Genomic DNA, 16241 nt, shown 5'->3' with positions numbered 1-16241 from the left:
TCAGGATCCGACCGTCACGGGGCTGCTCGCGCCCCTGCGCTCCAGAAGACGTCCGGCCACGTGCTCGGCGTCGCGGGCGATGCCGAGGAACCGGCCCGATCCCCACGTGTGCATCCACGGGAGGCCGACGAAGAACAGCCCGGGGACCGTCGTCTCGCCGCGCGTGTGGGTGGGGCGTCCGGAGCCGTCGAAGACGCCGACCTTCACCCACGAGTAGTCGGGTCGGTAGCCGATGGCCCACACGATCGAGGTGATGCCCTCGTCCCCCAGGTCGAGGGCGCGGGGCTCGTGGTCGGGCCTCCAGACCGGCTCGTAGTGCGGCTGCACCGGGGCGTCGATGCCGTTGGTATCGATGAATCGGTCGATGTCGCGGCAGATGGAGTTGTAGACGGCGTCGGCCGCGTCGAGCGAGCTGGTCAGCGTGGGCGCGAAGTCGAGCCGCGCGCCTTGGCCCTCCGTGAGCGCGCCGTAGAGCCGCATGCCCTCGCTCGCGAACTGGCGCAGGTCGATGTCCCGGCCGCCGTCGCGACCCGTCACGTAGTGGTTGGTCTTCTCGCGGGCCGCCAGCCCGCCGGGGTACTGCTGCACGGCGGTGTCGTAGAGACCCATGTCGCTCAGCCACGTCATGCAGTCACGGCCGCGGTAGGTGCGGGCCACGCGCGGAGCGGTGCCGAGCGCGAGGTGCACCTGCCGCCCCTCGAGGTGCAGGTCCTCCGCGATCTGTGCCCCGGACTGACCGGTGCCGACCACGAGGACCGCGCCCTCGGGCAGCTGGTCGGCGTTGAGGTACTGCTGGGAGTGGATCTGCGCGACCGCCGGGTCGATGGCCCGGGCGTAGGCCGGGACGACGGGTCGGTGGTAGCCACCCGTGGCGACGACGACCTGGCCGGCCTGGACCTCCTCGTGGCCGTCGGGGGTCCTGAGCGAGACGACGTAGCCGCCGTCCGGTGCGAGCCGGACCTCGGTGACGGTCGTGTGGGTGCGGACCGGCGGATCGAAGCTCTTGACGTAGCCGTCGAGCCAGGCCACCACCTCGTCGCGGGTCATGAAGCCGTCGGGGTCGTCGCCGTCGTACGTCCAGCCCGGCAGGCTGCAGTGCCAGTTGGGCGTGACGAGCGTGAAGTTGTCCCAGCGCGCCTCGGCCCACTCGTGGGCCGGCGTGGCGGAGTCGACGAGGACGTGGTCGACGCCCTCACGGGTCAGGTACCAGCTGATCGAGAGGCCGGCCTGGCCGGCGCCGACGACGAGCACCTCGGTGCGTGACGTGGTCATGGCTTCTCCTCGGGGAGGGGCGGGTGCATGCGGAGCACCTGGACGGTGTCGGCGGCGGCGAACGGGGCCGTCTCGCGGCGGATCTCCTCGAGCGTCGCGGCGGCCGACGTGCAGGCGAACCCGTACTTCGCGCGGACGCGGTCGCTCGCGATGCCGAGCGCCGTGGCGGCCCGGGTCACGAACTCGTCGACCGTGTAGGTCGTGCCCGGGCTGAGGTGGTCGTGCATCACGAGCGAGGGCGAGTAGAGGTCGGCACCGCGGCCGTCGGGCCAGCGGACCGAGACGGTCATCTCAGGCATGGACCGGCTCCAGGTACAGCTCGGGGCGGCGGTCGCGCAGGTGGAACATCGCGCGCCGCGCCGTGTCGAGCTCGGCCTCGACGTCGAGGTGCGCCACGGCGAGCCCGGCGTCGGTGCCGGTGGTGGCGCGCACGTCTCCGCCCGGCCCCACGATCTTCGCGTTGGCCACGAAGCGCAACGACCCGAAGGTGCCGTGCTGGTTGGCCGCCACCCACACGACCTGGTTCTCCAGGGCGCGGGCCTGGTCGAACAGGTTGAAGCGGTGCGTCCAGCGGTCGTCGGCGATGTCGTCGCCCGAGGCCGTGCGGGACGCCGGCCAGGCCGAGATGCACGCCACGACCTCGGCGCCGTCGAGGGCCAGCCCGCGGGCCGACTCGGGGAAGGCCTTGTCGTAGCAGATCAGCATGCCGAGGCGGCCGACCGGAGTGTCGAAGGCCCGGAAGACGTCGCCGGCCTCGTAGAACATGTTCTCGCCCAGCGGCTGGTGCACCTTGCGGTGCACGCCGAGCACGCCGTCGCCCGTGACCGCCGCCGCGCTGTTGTACCGCGTGCCGCCGTCCTCCTCGCAGAAGCCCACCACGAGGGTCATGTCACCGGCGATCTCTGCCACGCGGCGCAGCTCGGGCCCGTCGACGTCGGTCACCGGAGGGAGCGACTCCGGCGACTCGGCGTGGCTCCCGTCTCGACCGGCACCGAGCACCGAGAGGTACCCGCCGATGCTCGCCTCCGGCAGGGCGAGGAGCGAGACGCCCTGGGCGCGTGCCTCCTGCGTGAGGGCGGCGATCTGGGCGAGGTTCTGCTCGACGTCGCGGCCGAAGTTGGCGGACGCGGCCGCCACTGCTGTGAGGCTCATGCTGTTCCCATTCCTGTGACGGTGGAGGTGACGGCCTCGGTGACGACGCCGTCGGGCCAGCGCAGACCCACGCCACTGCCCTCGACGAGACCGCCGCACGGGCGGGACTCCACGAAGGGCGGGAGGTCCGAGGTGGCTGGAGGGACCCCCGCCGGTTCGGCGGTGATCATGGCGAAGCCGGGGAAGCAGGTGAACCAGTCCCCCGTGGTGACGCCCCCAGGGGTGGGCACGGCCGCGACGTCGAGCACGGCCCGGCAGCCGCTCGCCTCGGCGAGCATGCCGGCGGTGCCCACGAGGCCGGACATGCTCACGTCCTTGGCGGCCGTGGGGGCCAGGGCGGGGACGACGGTGCCGAGGGCGCGCAGCTCGTCGGAGGTGCGGTGGGACGAGCTGTCCCACTGGCCACCCGCGTAGCCGGGGCGCCAGCCACCGCCGAGGTCGGCGGTGAGCCGGAGCCGCTCGCCGGGGCTCGCGCCACCGCCGGGGACCGGACGGTCGGCACGTCCCAGGGCCGTGACCGAGAGCGCCGCCGGCACGCCGAGCTGGGTGTGGCCGCCCAGGACGGGGACGCCCCAGGCCTCGGCAGCAGATCGCAGCCCGCTCATGACGCGGCGGGCGAAGGACGGGTCGCGCGCGCCCACGGCGTCGAGCAGGCCGACGGGCGAGGCGCCCATGGCGGAGAGGTCGTTGACGTTCACGAGGACGGCGCACCAGCCGGCCCACTCGGGGTCGCGCTCGACCATGGCCGGGAGGATCGCGTCGCACGCGGCGACGAGGTCGGAGCCGGGGACGGGCGCACCGTCGTCGCCGACGAAGCCCTGCACGGCGCCGGATCCCGGTCCGGAGAGCCCCGCGAGGAGCGCGCCGAGCGAGGCCTTGGTGGCGTCGACGAGGCGCTGCACGCGGGCGATGGGCCAGTCGACGACGACGTGCGGGTGTCCGTGGACCGTGACGCGCTCGCGGCTCGTCCAGCCGAGGCGGGTGAAGAGGCGTTCGTTCTGGGCCTGGATGGTGGCGTCGAAGCGCAGGGCTCCCACGGCCTCCGCCCGGGCACAGGCCGCGCGGACCAGGGCTGCGCCCACTCCGGCCCCGGCCGGACCGATCGAGCCTCGGGCGTCGGCCTGGACGGCCAGGCGCGAGCCGCGCCACCAGCCCAGGTCGCGCTCGGTCTGCATCACCTCGGGTGCCGGATGGACCCGGACTCCGCCGAGCACGTCGCCGGCCGGGGTGCGGGCCACCAGCACGACGGTGCGCGGATCGTCGTCCACCAGGTCACGGTCGCTGACGCTGAACAGTCCCTGCTCTCGCACGAAGACCTCGCGGCGGAGCTGTCGGTAGGCCTGGACCTCACGGGTGTCGGCCTCGACGACGATGTAGTCCTCGGGCGCCTGCTGCGTGCTCCGTCGGCCGGTGAGGATCCCGTTGTCGGTGAGGTCGACCGTCATGGTCAGGCCCCCTCGCAGCTCAGGGCGCTGCAGGCACCGCACGCGGCGCAGCCTGCGGCCTGGTCGGCCCCGACCATGCCGGCGACGCGCAGCGCGGTGGCCACCTGCCGTGTCACGTGCCCGACCTCGCGCGGCTCAGGCGCCGGCACGTGGTCGACGTCGGTGGCGAGCGTCCCGGCGAGCGGTCGGAAGGGGACCACGAACGGGTAGACGCCCATGTCGATGAGCTCCTTGGCGCCCTCGACGAGCTCGTCGGGATCCTCCCCCAGGCCGACGAGGAGGTAGGTGGAGACCTGGTTGTGTCCGAAGACCCGGACCGCCTCGCGCCACGCGGCGCGGTACTCGTCGAGGGAGACCGTCGACTTGCCGGGCATCCACTGCCTGCGGACGTCGTCGTCGAGCGACTCCACGTGGATGCCGATGGAGCGGGCGCCCGCGTCGTGGAGGTCGGTGATGGACGCGAGGTCGGCCGGTGGCTCGATCTGCACCTGGATCGGCAGGTCGGGCAGGACCTCGCGGACGGCCCGGACACAACGGGCCAGGTGGGTGGCGCCGCGGTCGCGCCCGTTGGACGTCCCCGTGGTCATCACCATCTGCTGGACGCCGTCGAGCTCGACCGCCGCCTTGGCCACCTCGGCGACCTGCTTCGGGGTCTTCACCGCGATCGTGGCGCCCTGCTCGAGCGACTGCTCGATGGCGCAGAAGCGGCAGCGCTCGGACTCGTCGTACCGCACGCAGGTCTGCACGACGGTGGTGGCGAGCACGTTGGCCGCGTGGAGCCGGGCGATCTTCTCGTAGCTCACGCCGTCCTCGGTGACGAGGTCGTAGAACCTCGGGCGGGACACGGCCTCGACGCCGAGACCGGTGTCCGCGCCGTCGAGCAGGAGCCGACCCGCACTCACGCTGTAGGGACTGCGGGGGTTGAGCGGGATGGCCGCACCGAGCCCGTCGAGCAGCACGTGGCCGTCGGCGCTCGGGCCGGCGCCGTTGGGGCGCGTCACCGGGGCGTCGAGCAGGCGGATGCCCTGGATGGCGACGTCGACCCGTGTCGACGTCCTGGCATCGAGGCTTCTCTCGGGGCTGGGTGCAGTCATCTCGGCCGCCTCAGAGGTTGTACGTCGAGTTGATGATGGCGCCCTTGCGCGCGTAGTAGATCAGCGCGTCCTGGACGTCGAGCGGGTGCGCCGGGATGACGCCCTCGATGAGGTCCTCCTCGCGGAGGCCGTGCAGCGCGAGGCCGAAGCGGCAGCAGTAGACCGTGCCGCCCTCCTTGATGAACGTCTCGAGCGAGGCGTTCATGTTGAGCTCGCCCGGGAAGCCGGCGTCGCCGGTCGTCGGGAAGCCACGCGTGGCCATGCACGCCAAGGTGCCGGGACCGTAGAAGTAGATCGCCGACTCGAAGCCCTTCCGCAGTGCACGGGTGGCCTGCAGGATCGCGACGAAGCTGACGCTCGACTCGTGCGGGATGCCGTGGACGAGGGTGAAGTAGGTCTCGCCGTCCTGGGCCTGGAAGTCGGGGAAAAGCTTGGTCGAGCCGTAGAGGTTGCTTCCCGGGGGAAGCGACGGGTGCGGGATCTCGGCCAGCGAGGTCTCGATGTTGGCCTTGATCTGCGCGTCGAGGTCGTCGGTCATGTCGTCTCCTGAGGTGAGGGGGCGGTTCCTGCGCCGGCCACCGCGGTTCGGTGGGCGGGGATCGTGGGGGCGCTCATCCGTAGAGCGCCTCGAAGTTGCCCCGGAAGAAGGCCTGGGCCAGCTCGGGGTCCTTGGTGACGGAGGCGAGGCGGGCGTGCTCACCCTCGAAGTCGCCCCAGGGGGCGTCGGTCGCGAAGAGGATGCGGTCCTGGCCGATGCCGCGGCGCTCGATCTCCTGCACGAGCCAGACCGGGGCGAAGCCGATCGTCCAGCTCGTGTCGGTGTAGACCTTCTTGCCGGCCTCGATCCAGTCGAAGAGCCGGCCGCCGATGAGCTTCATGTGGCCGCTCATCCCGCCACCGAGGTGGACGAGGTGGATCTTGGTGTCGTCGCCGTACTTGTCCACGAGCGTGCCCACCTGGTCGACGTCGGAGGCCGCGCCGGGCGAGGTGTGCACGTGGACCACGAGGTCGAGGGCGGCCGCCGTGGTGAAGATGCGGTCGAGCTCCTCGGCGCAGTCGGGGTCGGTGGGGTGGCCGCCGAGGAGGAAGCTCGTCTTGAGCGCCTTGACGCCCTGCTCCTCGGCGAGGGCGAGCGACTCGGTGTTGCGGGCGGCGTCGGAGGCCTTGGGCGAGACCCACAGCCCGCACGAGACGCGGTCGTCCTTCTGCGCCGCCTCGAGGGCCAGCGCGTTGAGGTCGAAGGCGACCTCGGGGATGGGCACGCCGTAGTTGGGGAGGACGAGCGCGCGCTCGGTGCCCTCCTCGTCGAGCGTGGCGAAGAAGTCCTCGACCGTCTCCTTGGCGGTGACGTCGGCCTGGATGGCAGGTCCGCCGTAGAAGGGGAACTCGGGCAGCCGGCCGATGTGGCGGTGCGCGTCCCACGTGGTCGAGGTCATGACCCCAGTCAGCGCCCGGCTTGTTTCCGGATGGTTACTCCCGGAACAAGTGGTCTGACGAAGGTCGTTGCGGACGTGTTTCGTGTGGCGTGGGTTACGCGGTGCGGCGTCCCAGGCCCTGCTCGGGGAGCAGCTGGAGGAAGAGGGCGTCGGCCTCGGCACACACCGTCTCGCCGCGGCGGACCTCGCCACGGACGAAGATCTTGCGACCCTCGACGCGCTCGATCCATGCCACGACGTCGAGCTCGGCGTCGATGGGGGTCAGGGCCCGGAAGTCGGTGCGCAGGTAGGCGGTGCGGGTGATGGTCCGGGCCGTCACGGAGGCGAGGATGCCCAGGACCTCGTCGAACAGGAGGGTCACCGCGCCACCGTGCGCGGCCATGCCGCCACCGAGGAACCAGCGCCCGAACGTGACCGTGCCGTCCACCCGACCGCCGCCGGCCGAGGTGATGTGCAGCTCCGGGAGCATCGCGTGGCCGCGCACCGGGACGCTCGGGACCCGGCCGTTGACCTGCCCGAGCTCATCGGTCTCCCGCGCCGCAAGGCGCTCCCGCCACACGGCGAGGTCCTGCGTGAGTGCGTCGACCGTCGGCCGGTCGAAGCCCGCCGAGGCCAGGGCGTCGTGCATGGCGTGCAGCTCACGCACGAGACCACCCCACGCTGCGGCGTCGTCGGGGTCGAGGTCGGCACTGAAGTAGGACTCCCAGCTCACGAGGGCACGCTACGCCGTCAGGGAGGTGCGCCCGGTCGCGTGTCCCACCTGGTGAGGTCAGGGCCTGCGCAGCAGCCTGCCGCTCACGACACCGTGCGCCGTACGGGTCGCGACGACGGTCCACGCCGTCAGCAGCAGGACGAAGAGACCGACGGCCAGGCTCTGCAGGGCGGGGTTCCCGGTGAGCGCCGCGAGACCCGACGCGCCCGTGACCACCGTTCCGAGCGGGAACGTGAAGGACCACCACGTGAGGCTGAACGGGAGGCCGTTCCGGGCCGCTCGCACGACGATCGTCGCCGCGACGAAGAGCCAGACGAGGGCAAGACCGAGCATCGGCAGACCGAACGCCAGCGTGAAGCCGCGCGTCCCGCCGTCGACGCCCAGGTGGTGCGCCGCCGTGACGGACTGGCCCATCGGCCCGAGCACGATGAACAGGGTCGGCACGCCCGCCGCAGCACCAGGCCCCACCCTCACCAGCCTGCGAAGGATGAAGCCGATCATCACGGCACTCGTCACGAGCGTGAGGCCGAAGAAGGACCAGCAGACCACGAGCATCGCCTGCTGGGCGGGACCGGCGGGCAGGTGCGGGACGAGCGCAGCGCCCGTCGCTGCGCTCACCATGGGCGGGACGACCGGCATGAGCCAGCCGCCGAACGCGGTGTCGGGCTGAAGGCCGTGGATCCAAAGCACGCGGAGCGGGACGAGCACCGTCGTCGCGAGACCGAACAGGGTCCCGACGCTCCAGAGCATCGCATCGACGGCCACGGCCGCCGGCAGGCCGACGACGCGGTGCCCCACGAGCAGCGTGCCCGCGCCCACCGTCATGAGCGCCATCGCCGGGGCGCCGTAGAACAGGGCCGCCACGGGGTCGTCGAGGTGCCGACGCGCGGTGGCGCGGTGGTGCATCCAGTGACCTCCGGTCGCGGCCAGGACGAGGACGAGCAGCACGGCTGCAAGGACCCAGGCCGCCACCGCGAGCCCCTGGAGCCCCGGCACGCCGACCGGAAGACCTGCCGCGGCGACCGCGACGATCCCCGTGCCCATGACCGAGGCGAACCAGCTGGGCAGCACGTGGCCGAGGAGCGGTGCGCCCTCAAGCTCCCGCAGCCACAGGGCTGTCCCGGTGCGGCGAGGGAGCTGGAGCGTGGTCATGCGTCCAGCCTCGTCGCGTCGGGCCGTCCCCGGTAGAAGCCTCGTTCCTGTGGATCCACAGGCAGGACCTGTGAGCAGCGGTACGGTGTGCCCATGCAGCACCTTCCCGACCTCGCCGCGCTCCAGCTGCTCGTCGACGTCGCGAAGCACGGGAGCATCGGGGCCGCGGGGCGGGCCAACGGCATCACGCAGCAGTCGGCGTCGGAGCGGCTCCGGGCCGTCGAGGCGCTGACCGGGCTCACGCTCCTCCAGCGCAGCGCGAGCGGGTCGACCCTCACGGAGGCCGGCGTCCTGCTCGCCGGCTGGGCCGCGCGGCTGCTCGACGTCGCGCACGAGGTGGACACCTCCATCGCCACGCTGCGTGACGACCGGCGTCATCAGCTGAGCGTCGCGGCGAGCATGACGGTCGCCGAGCACCTCCTCCCCCTGTGGCTCGTCCGACTGCGGCAGCAGCACGAGACGGCCGCGAGCCTCACGGCCACCAACAGCGAGCGCGTCCGCGCCGCGGTGCGCGACGGCTCCGCCGACATCGGGTTCGTCGAGGACGGTGCCGACGTCGGCGGACTGGCCGCGCTCGTGGTCGGGCGCGACACGCTCGTCCTGTGCGCCGCCCCCGACGACTCTTGGGCCGCCCTCGGTCGTCCCGTCACCGTGCGCGAGGTGGCCGAGCGGGCCCTCACGTGGCGCGAGCGCGGGTCCGGCACGCGCCGGGTCGTCGAGGAGGCTCTGACCGAGCACGGGCTCACCTCCACGGCTCCGGCCGTCGAGCTCACCACGACGTCGGCGGTGCGTGGCGCCGTGAGCGCCGGGAGCCCGCCCGCGTTCCTGAGCCGGCGGGCCGTCCAGTCCGACGTCGAGTCGGGTCGCCTCGTCGAGGTCCCGACCGAGAACCTCGACCTCACCCGCGACCTCACCGCCATCTGGGTCGGCTCGGGCCGTCCGCCCGCCGGACCCGTGCGAGACCTCCTCGCCATCGCCACCGCGACCACCCGCACCAGCCCCGCCGACCCAGGAGCACCCTCATGACCAGCGTCTTCATCACCGGTGCCAGCGGCTTCATCGGCCGCGCCGTCGCCGCCCGCCTCCTCGCCGACGGCCACTCCGTCTCCGGCATGGACCGCGAGGCGGACCCCACCCGCGGTGTCGTCGCCGGCGACCTCGCCACTCCTGGCGGGTGGCAGGCAGCCGCCGCAGGGACGGACGTCATCATGCACACGGCCGCTCTCGTCTCCAACCGCCCGACGCTCGCGGAGTCGTGGCGGGTCAACACCGTCGGCACCCGCAACGTCCTCGACGCGGCGGTCGCGGGCGGAGTGGGCCGCGTCGTCTACCTCTCGTCGGTGCGCGCCTTCTCCGACCTCGGCTTCCCCGACGGCGTCACGGAGCAGCACCCGATCCGCCCCGACGGCAACCCGTACGTCGACACCCGCATCGCGTCGGAGCAGGTGGCGCTCCAGGCGCACGCCGCCGGCGAGGTCCCGGTCACGATCGTGCGTCCCGGAGACGTCTACGGTCCGGGCTCGCGCCCCTGGACCGTCCTGCCGGTCGAGATGATCAAGGCGCGGCAGTTCTTCCTGCCCGCCATGGGCCGCGGGATCTTCAGCCCCGTCTACGTCGACGACCTCGTGGACGGCATCGTCCGCGCTGGCTTCACGCCCGAGGCCGCCGGCCACGTCTTCACCCTCGCCGGCGGGGTGGGCGTGCCCACGAAGGAGTTCTTCGGCCACTACTACCGGATGCTCGGCAAGCGACCGGTCCTCGTGCCGACCTCGTTCGCCCTGACGCTGGCCACCGCGGCGGCCGGCGTGGCCAAGGTGTCGGGGTCCGACAGCGAGGCCAACGCCACCGCCGTCCGCTACCTCTGCCGCACCGGCACCTACTCCATCGACAAGGCCCGACGCATGCTCGGCTACGACCCGCAGGTCGATCTGGCCGAGGGCATGCGCCGGGCCGAGGCCTGGCTCACCGAGCAGGGACTGCTCTGACCCCGTGGGAGCAGCGGGTCAGCGGTCGATCTTGGTGACCGTGAAGGACTTGTCGAGCTCGACCGTCACGTCCTCGCCGCTCGGCAGCAGGACGTCGACCTCGTAGACGTGGTCGCGGTCGTCGCTGCCGCTCGTCTCGGTGACCCGACCCTCGCCGGTGGCCTTGAGAGCGGCCTTGGTCGCCTTGTCGAGGGTCGCCCCGGTGAGAGCGCGGTCGTCGTCGGCGACGGAGGCGCTGGACGAGGCGCTCGGGCTGGGTGCCGGCGAGTCCGACGGCGTCGCGGCCGCGAAGTCCGACGCCTTGGCCGGGCTGTTGGTGACGGCGAAGGACTCGTCGAGCTCGACGTCGATGTCGGTACCGCTGGGGAGGGTCACCTCGACCTCGTACGCGGCGTCGTCACCGTCGCCGCGCTCGGCGTCGGTCACCGCTCCTCCACCCACGTACTTGAGCGCGGCCGCCGAGGCCTTCGCGCGGTCCTCGGAGCTGATCTTCTCGTCGCCACCGCCGCACGCGCTGAGGGTGAGGGACGCGGCGAGGGCGAGACCGACGATGGTGAGGGGCTTGCGCATGAGGTGCTCCTGGGGAGTGCAGTGGTGGGTGGGTGGCTGGCTTACGGGACCACTACATCCGGTGCTGGTGAGGCCTTCGTGAGGCGTGCATGAAGGAGCTCTTATGTTTGCTGCGCCTCGTCCTGCGGCTGCTCAGACCTCGAAGGCCATGTCCCCCGCCAGCGCGCGCGACGCGACGCCCGGCTGGTGGCCGTCGAGCAGCACCCCGGCGGTGAAGTCGGCGGCCAGCCCGTCGAACGTTCCGTGCCTCGCGAGCATGGCGTGCTTGCCGCCGCGCACGTCGACGAAGGAGACGTCGGTCGACCTGGAGATGCGACGTGCCGCCTCCTTCGCCTTGGCCGGGTCGGCGATCCGGTCCTCGGTGCCGTGCGCCACCAGGACCTGGCGGCCGCTCAGGTCGACGTCACCGTCCTGCGGGTAGACCCACGGGTTCAGGGCCACGACGCTCTGCACGCCCGGCTCCGCACCGGCGAGGATGGCGGCGCGTCCGCCGAGCGAGTGGCCTACGAGCCCGATCGGCAGCGAGGTCCCGAGCCGCTCCTCCACCTGCGCGATGGCCCAACGCGCGTCGTCGACCGGGGTGTGGGTGGTGTCCCAGCCCCGCGTCGAGTTGAGCACGCGGTACACCGCCAGCCGCTTGGCACCCGCCCGCGCGACCCGCCGCGCGACGGGGATCATCCGCAGCACCGACAGCTGCGTGGGGCTGACCATGGGGTTGTCCCGACGGCTCGCTCCGCCGTGCAGCACCAGGACGACCGCCTCGGCGTCCTTCGGCTCGGTGGTGGGGATCAGACGGGGAGCGTTGGGCATGCCGTGAACGTACCCGGAAGCACCGGATCGTACGCCTGCGATCTTGTTCGTGCCGACGGTCCCGGCCCGCAGGACGAGGCTCGTCGCCGACCACCCCGGTCGTACGTTGGGGCACATGACGACCCTCGGACTCATCGGAGCAGGAAACATCGGCAGCGCGGTCGCCAAGGCGGCTATCGCCCAGGGCTGGGACGTGGTGCTCAGCAACTCACGCGGGCCTGAGACCCTCAGCGACCTCGTCGCGGACCTCGGGCCGTCGGCCCGTGCAGCCACCCCCGCGGAGGCCGCAGAAGCAGCCGACCTCGCCGTGGTCACCATCCCGCTCAAGGCCGTCGGCTCGGTGCCGGTCGAGCCTCTCGCCGGCAAGGTCGTCGTCGACACCAACAACTACTACCCCGAGCGCGACGGGAAGATCGACGTCCTCGAGGACGAGTCGACCACCACGGCCGAGCTCCTGCAGGACCACCTGCCCGACTCCAAGGTCGTCAAGGCGTTCAACCACATCGGCGCCCTCGACATCGAGGGTCACGCCAAGCCTTCCGGCTCCGAGGGACGTCGTGCCCTCGCCGTCGCGGGCGACGACGCCGCGGGCAAGGAGCAGGTGACGTCGTTCATCGACTCGGTCGGCTTCGACGTCGTCGACCTCGGCCCGCTCGCCGAGGGCTGGCGCATCCAGCGCGACACCCCCGGCTACGGCCCGAGGCTCACCGCCGACGAGCTGAAGCAGAAGACCGACGAGGCAAAGCGCTACCGCGACCTCTGACCGGGATCACGACAGAATCTGCATCCGGCCCCAACGGGGGTGCCGGAGGCAGATTTTTTCGTCCCACACGGCCCTGACCAGCGTGATCAGAAGTTGATCATGTGGCCGGTGAGGCCGTGGAAGCCCTCCTGCAGCGCCTCGCTGAGCGTGGGGTGGGTGTGGACGTTGCGGGCCAGCTCGAGCGCGCCGAGGTCCCACTTCTGGGCCAGCGTCAGCTCGGGCAGGAGCTCGGAGACGTCGGGGCCGATGAGGTGGCCGCCGAGGAGCTCGCCGAACTCGGAGTCGGCGACGAGCTTCACGAAGCCCACCGGCTCGCCGAGGCCGTGGGCCTTGCCGTTGGCGGTGAAGGGGAACTTCACGACCTTCACGTCGTGGCCCTCGTCCTTGGCCTGCTGCTCGGTGAGCCCGAACGACGCGACCTGCGGCTGCGTGAAGGTCGCGCGGGGCATCATCCGGTAGTCGCCCAGCTCCATCGTCTCGACGTCGCCGATGGTCTCGGCCGCCACGACGCCCTGCGCCTCGGCCACGTGGGCCAGCTGCAGCTTGGCGGTGACGTCGCCGATGGCGTAGATGTGCGGGACGTTGGTGCGCATGCGCTCGTCGATCGCGATGGCGCCGCGGTCGGTGAGCTCGACGCCGGTCTTCTCCAGGCCGAAGCCCTCGACCCGCGGGGCGAAGCCGACGGAGACGAGCACGCGGTCGGTCTCGGCAGTGACCTGCTTGCCGTCCTTGCCGGTGTAGACCACGGTGACGCCGTCGTCGTGGTCGGTGACCGACTCGACCTTGGTGCTCGTGAGGATCGGGATGCCGAGCTTCTTGTACGCCTTGGTGATCTCCTTGGAGACCTCGACGTCCTCGTTGGGCAGCGCGCGGTCGAGGAACTCGACGATCGTGACGTCGACCCCGTAGGCCTTGAGCACGTAGGCGAACTCCATGCCGATGGCACCGGCGCCGACGACCGTCATGCGGCGCGGCAGGTCGCTGTTGAGGATCTGCTCCTCGTACGTGACCACGTTCTTGCTCTTCTCGACGCCCGGCAGCATCCGCACGGTGGAGCCGGTGGCGATGATGGCGTTCTTGAACTCGACGGTCTCGGTGCCCCCGTCGCTCAGGGCGACGTCGAGGCTGTTGGGGCCGGTGAAGGTGCCCGTGCCGTCGAGCTCGGCGATCTTGTTCTTCTTCATGAGGAAGTGCACGCCCTTGACGCGGCCGTCGGCCACCTCGCGGCTGCGGTCGAAGGCCTTGCCGAAGTCGAAGGAGACGTCGCCGGAGATGCCGAACTTCTCCTTGTCGTGGCTGAAGATGTTGGCCAGCTCGGCGTTGCGCAGGAGCGCCTTGGACGGGATGCACCCGACGTTGAGACACACACCGCCCCAGTACTGCTTCTCCACGACAGCCACGGAAAGACCCAGCTGCGCGGCACGGATCGCGGCCACGTATCCACCAGGACCGGCACCCAGGACGACGACATCGACTTCACGGCTCATACCTGGAGTCAACCATGACGAACTCGCCGCGATTCCAGGGGCGGGCGCAGTGAGACCGAGACCACCAGTGCAGGAGCCCGTCCCGTGGGGCTGGTCACACCGTCCAACAAGTGGTACATATGTACTGGATTTGGAGGTCCTCATGAACCGTCTCGCCCGCACCCTCGCCGTGGCCGTCACCGCCGCCGCGCTCGCGGCCGGCTCCCTCGTGGCGCCGGCCCAGGCCGAGGAGCCCGCGCCTGCCGCGCCCGCTCCCACCACGGAGAGCAAGGCACTGCGCGTGACCACGACCACCGGGGTGTCGCTCGCGGCGCAGGTCAAGGGCGCGGCACCGCTCGCCGCCCGGCCGACGGTCGTCGAGTTCACGCCGTACGGCGAGAACGGGGCCAGCTTCACGGTGGGACCGGACTACAACTTCCTCACCGTCCAGATCCGCGGCACGGGCGACAGCGACGGCGACTTCGACGTGCTCGGCCCCAAGACCCAGCAGGACGTCTTCGACACCCTGCAGTGGGCGTGCCAGCAGCCGTGGAGCAACGGCGACCTCGCCGTCGCAGGCTTCTCCGCGAGCGCCATCACGCTGTTCAACTCGCTCCACCGCAAGCTCCCGTGCGTCAAGGCCGCCATCATGCGGTCCGGCACGTTCGAGCTCTACCGCGACCTCCTCGTGCCCGGCGGCATCTCCAACTCGGTGCCCGGCCTCGTCGTGCTCCTCGGCATCGGCGCCCTGGCCCTGGCCCAGGGGCCGCAGCGCGTCACCCGCAATCCCGCATCGACCCTCGACGCGGTCCGAGGCCTCCTCACCTCCGGGCTCGACGCCGGCCTGCTGAACCCCACCCTCAACACCTTCTGGAAGGAGCGCGGGTTCCGCGGTGACGCCACCCGAGTCCCGACGCTCCTGATCGACGGCACCTTCGACGTCGAGCCTCGCGGCGACTACCAGGCCTTCCAGCAGCTTCGCTCGCAGGGAACGCCGGCCCGCCTCCTCGTCGTCGGCGCCCACGACGGTGCTCCTCGCGGCACCGACTTCGGCGAGGCACAGATCAGCGCCTGGCTCGACCACTACGTCCGCGGCGTCGACAACGGCACCGAGGACGAGCCCGCGGTACAGATGCTGCTCGCCAACGGCAGCCGTCAGGACCAGCTGCTCGGCAAGTTCGTCCGCTACACGGGCGACGACTGGCCCATCCCGGGCACGACGTGGACGCCGCTGTCGCTCTCGGCCAAGAAGTCCGGGACCAAGGCCTCCCCGACCGACGGGAGCCTCGCCCTCACGCCCGACACCACCACCAGCCGGCAGAGCTACGCGTCGATCACGTCGGTGCCCACGCAGACCGACCCGACGACGATCGCGGCCACCGGCGGCGGCCCCGACGGCGAGGTCAACAAGCTCCTCCGTGCGCTCCCGTTCTCAGAGACCATCAACCTGACGAACCAGACCGGCATCACCTTCACGAGCCCGGCCCTCAAGGCGCCCGTCACCGCTGTCGGACCGGCCACGCTCGACGTCCGGCTGTCGAGCCTGCTCCCCAACACGCCCATCTGGGCCGTGCTGTCCGACGTCTGGCCCGACGGGTCGTCACACCCCATGACCACAGGACGCCTCAACACCGGGTTCCCCGACATCGTGAAGAGCAAGTCGCTCTACTCCGACGGGCAGCTCGTGCAGCCGTACGGCGACTACAGCGCCATGAAGCCGGCCCTGCCCCTCCAGGCGAGGGACTACCACGTGGAGCTCTGGCCCATCGGCAACCGCTTCGAGGCGGGTCACCGGATCCAGCTGACCCTCGTCGGGCAGTCGCCGCTGTCGCTCCCGAGCCTGCCGTCCATCAACACGGTCACGCTCGGCGGCACGTCGGGCACCCGCCTCATGTTCCCGACGGTCCCCGGCTCCGACCTCGCCGCAGCACTGCGCTGAGGGCGCGCCCCGATCCCGTCGGGACCGTGGTTGGATCGGCGACATGACGCCGGAGCAGCTGGTCACCGAGTACCTCGACGCCCTGGGCGCCGCCGACGTGGAACGGGTCCTCGCGCTGTTCGGCCAGGACGGCACGGTCGTCTCACCGCTCTACGGGACGCTGCCCGCCTCCGCGTTCTACCCGCTCCTCTTCGCCGACACCGCCGAGTCCCGGCTCACGCTGCGCACCACCATGGTCGGCGAGAAGGACGGTCGGACGGTGCTGAGCTTCTGGTTCGACTTCGGCTGGACCCTGGCGAGTGGGGAGCCGGCACCGTTCACCGTGGTCGACGTGGCCGAGCTCGATGCCGACGGCCTCGTCGAGCGGCTGCACATCATCTACGACACCGCCCCGATCCGCGACGCCTTCGACCGCCAGAAGAGCTGACCACGCTTTCCCTCCAGC

The 16241-nt window shown here is 71.6% G+C and carries 17 protein-coding genes; 5 read left to right on the top strand and 12 right to left on the bottom strand.

Annotated elements, in window-relative coordinates:
- The 9 genes from ASD11_RS02065 to ASD11_RS02025 form a co-directional block, all read right to left on the bottom strand.
- Positions 1-1272 (bottom strand): MSMEG_0569 family flavin-dependent oxidoreductase, encoded by a 1272-nt coding sequence (locus ASD11_RS02065; protein ID WP_056282621.1) that lies wholly within the window; start codon positions 1270-1272, stop codon positions 1-3.
- Positions 1269-1571, bottom strand: coding sequence for an MSMEG_0570 family nitrogen starvation response protein (locus ASD11_RS02060; protein ID WP_056282619.1), 303 nt, complete (start codon positions 1569-1571; stop codon positions 1269-1271). Before ASD11_RS02060 ends, ASD11_RS02065 begins: the two co-directional genes overlap by 4 nt.
- Positions 1564-2424: a carbon-nitrogen hydrolase family protein gene (locus ASD11_RS02055; protein WP_056282616.1), complete on the bottom strand. Its 861-nt coding sequence runs from the start codon at positions 2422-2424 to the stop codon at positions 1564-1566. Before ASD11_RS02055 ends, ASD11_RS02060 begins: the two co-directional genes overlap by 8 nt.
- Complete coding sequence (locus ASD11_RS02050; RefSeq protein WP_056282615.1) at positions 2421-3869, bottom strand: MSMEG_0567/sll0787 family protein; 1449 nt, start codon at positions 3867-3869, stop codon at positions 2421-2423. The genes ASD11_RS02055 and ASD11_RS02050 overlap by 4 nt, the downstream gene beginning before the upstream one ends.
- 2 nt (positions 3870-3871) lie before the next feature.
- On the bottom strand, positions 3872-4963 hold the full coding sequence (locus ASD11_RS02045; RefSeq protein ID WP_056282614.1) for an MSMEG_0568 family radical SAM protein: 1092 nt from the start codon (positions 4961-4963) through the stop codon (positions 3872-3874).
- Positions 4964-4973: 10 nt separating this feature from the next.
- Positions 4974-5501: an MSMEG_0572/Sll0783 family nitrogen starvation response protein gene (locus ASD11_RS02040; protein WP_056282613.1), complete on the bottom strand. Its 528-nt coding sequence runs from the start codon at positions 5499-5501 to the stop codon at positions 4974-4976.
- A 73-nt stretch (positions 5502-5574) separates the two neighbouring features.
- Positions 5575-6399 (bottom strand): amidohydrolase family protein, encoded by an 825-nt coding sequence (locus ASD11_RS02035; RefSeq protein WP_056282610.1) that lies wholly within the window; start codon positions 6397-6399, stop codon positions 5575-5577.
- Positions 6400-6493: 94 nt separating this feature from the next.
- Positions 6494-7111, bottom strand: a complete 618-nt coding sequence (locus tag ASD11_RS18450) for a hotdog domain-containing protein (protein ID WP_056282608.1) — start codon at positions 7109-7111, stop codon at positions 6494-6496.
- Between the two features lie 57 nt (positions 7112-7168).
- The gene (locus ASD11_RS02025) at positions 7169-8263 is read right to left on the bottom strand and encodes a TDT family transporter (protein WP_056282605.1); all 1095 of its coding nucleotides are present in this window, start codon (positions 8261-8263) and stop codon (positions 7169-7171) included.
- Positions 8264-8356: 93 nt separating this feature from the next.
- On the opposite strand from ASD11_RS02025, the gene ASD11_RS02020 reads away from it, so the two are divergent.
- The gene (locus ASD11_RS02020; RefSeq protein WP_056282603.1) at positions 8357-9289 is read left to right on the top strand and encodes a LysR family transcriptional regulator; all 933 of its coding nucleotides are present in this window, start codon (positions 8357-8359) and stop codon (positions 9287-9289) included.
- Positions 9286-10248: an NAD-dependent epimerase/dehydratase family protein gene (locus tag ASD11_RS02015; protein WP_056282602.1), complete on the top strand. Its 963-nt coding sequence runs from the start codon at positions 9286-9288 to the stop codon at positions 10246-10248. Before ASD11_RS02020 ends, ASD11_RS02015 begins: the two co-directional genes overlap by 4 nt.
- Before the next feature lie 18 nt (positions 10249-10266).
- On the opposite strand, the gene ASD11_RS02010 is transcribed toward ASD11_RS02015, so the two are convergent.
- Positions 10267-10818: a PepSY domain-containing protein gene (locus ASD11_RS02010; protein ID WP_056282601.1), complete on the bottom strand. Its 552-nt coding sequence runs from the start codon at positions 10816-10818 to the stop codon at positions 10267-10269.
- A gap of 132 nt (positions 10819-10950) precedes the next feature.
- On the bottom strand, positions 10951-11628 hold the full coding sequence (locus ASD11_RS02005) for an alpha/beta hydrolase (RefSeq protein WP_056282600.1): 678 nt from the start codon (positions 11626-11628) through the stop codon (positions 10951-10953).
- A gap of 115 nt (positions 11629-11743) precedes the next feature.
- On the opposite strand from ASD11_RS02005, the gene ASD11_RS02000 reads away from it, so the two are divergent.
- Positions 11744-12391: an NADPH-dependent F420 reductase gene (locus tag ASD11_RS02000; protein WP_056282598.1), complete on the top strand. Its 648-nt coding sequence runs from the start codon at positions 11744-11746 to the stop codon at positions 12389-12391.
- Positions 12392-12477: 86 nt separating this feature from the next.
- Here the strand turns inward: ASD11_RS02000 and lpdA are convergent, their stop codons facing one another.
- Positions 12478-13878: a dihydrolipoyl dehydrogenase gene (gene lpdA, locus ASD11_RS01995; protein WP_056282595.1), complete on the bottom strand. Its 1401-nt coding sequence runs from the start codon at positions 13876-13878 to the stop codon at positions 12478-12480.
- 142 nt (positions 13879-14020) lie between these two features.
- On the opposite strand from lpdA, the gene ASD11_RS01990 reads away from it, so the two are divergent.
- Together ASD11_RS01990 and ASD11_RS01985 are read left to right on the top strand one after the other, a co-directional pair.
- Positions 14021-15796 carry a CocE/NonD family hydrolase gene (locus ASD11_RS01990; protein WP_056282594.1) on the top strand — a complete coding sequence of 592 codons (1776 nt, stop codon included), beginning with the start codon at positions 14021-14023 and terminating at the stop codon, positions 15794-15796.
- Between the two features lie 43 nt (positions 15797-15839).
- Positions 15840-16223: a nuclear transport factor 2 family protein gene (locus ASD11_RS01985; RefSeq protein WP_056282593.1), complete on the top strand. Its 384-nt coding sequence runs from the start codon at positions 15840-15842 to the stop codon at positions 16221-16223.
- The last annotated feature ends 18 nt before the right edge of the window (positions 16224-16241 follow it).

Origin of the sequence: Aeromicrobium sp. Root495 (assembly GCF_001426755.1) — a bacterium.
Lineage (GTDB): Bacteria > Actinomycetota > Actinomycetes > Propionibacteriales > Nocardioidaceae > Aeromicrobium.
This window is presented reverse-complemented; position numbering and strand designations above follow the sequence as displayed.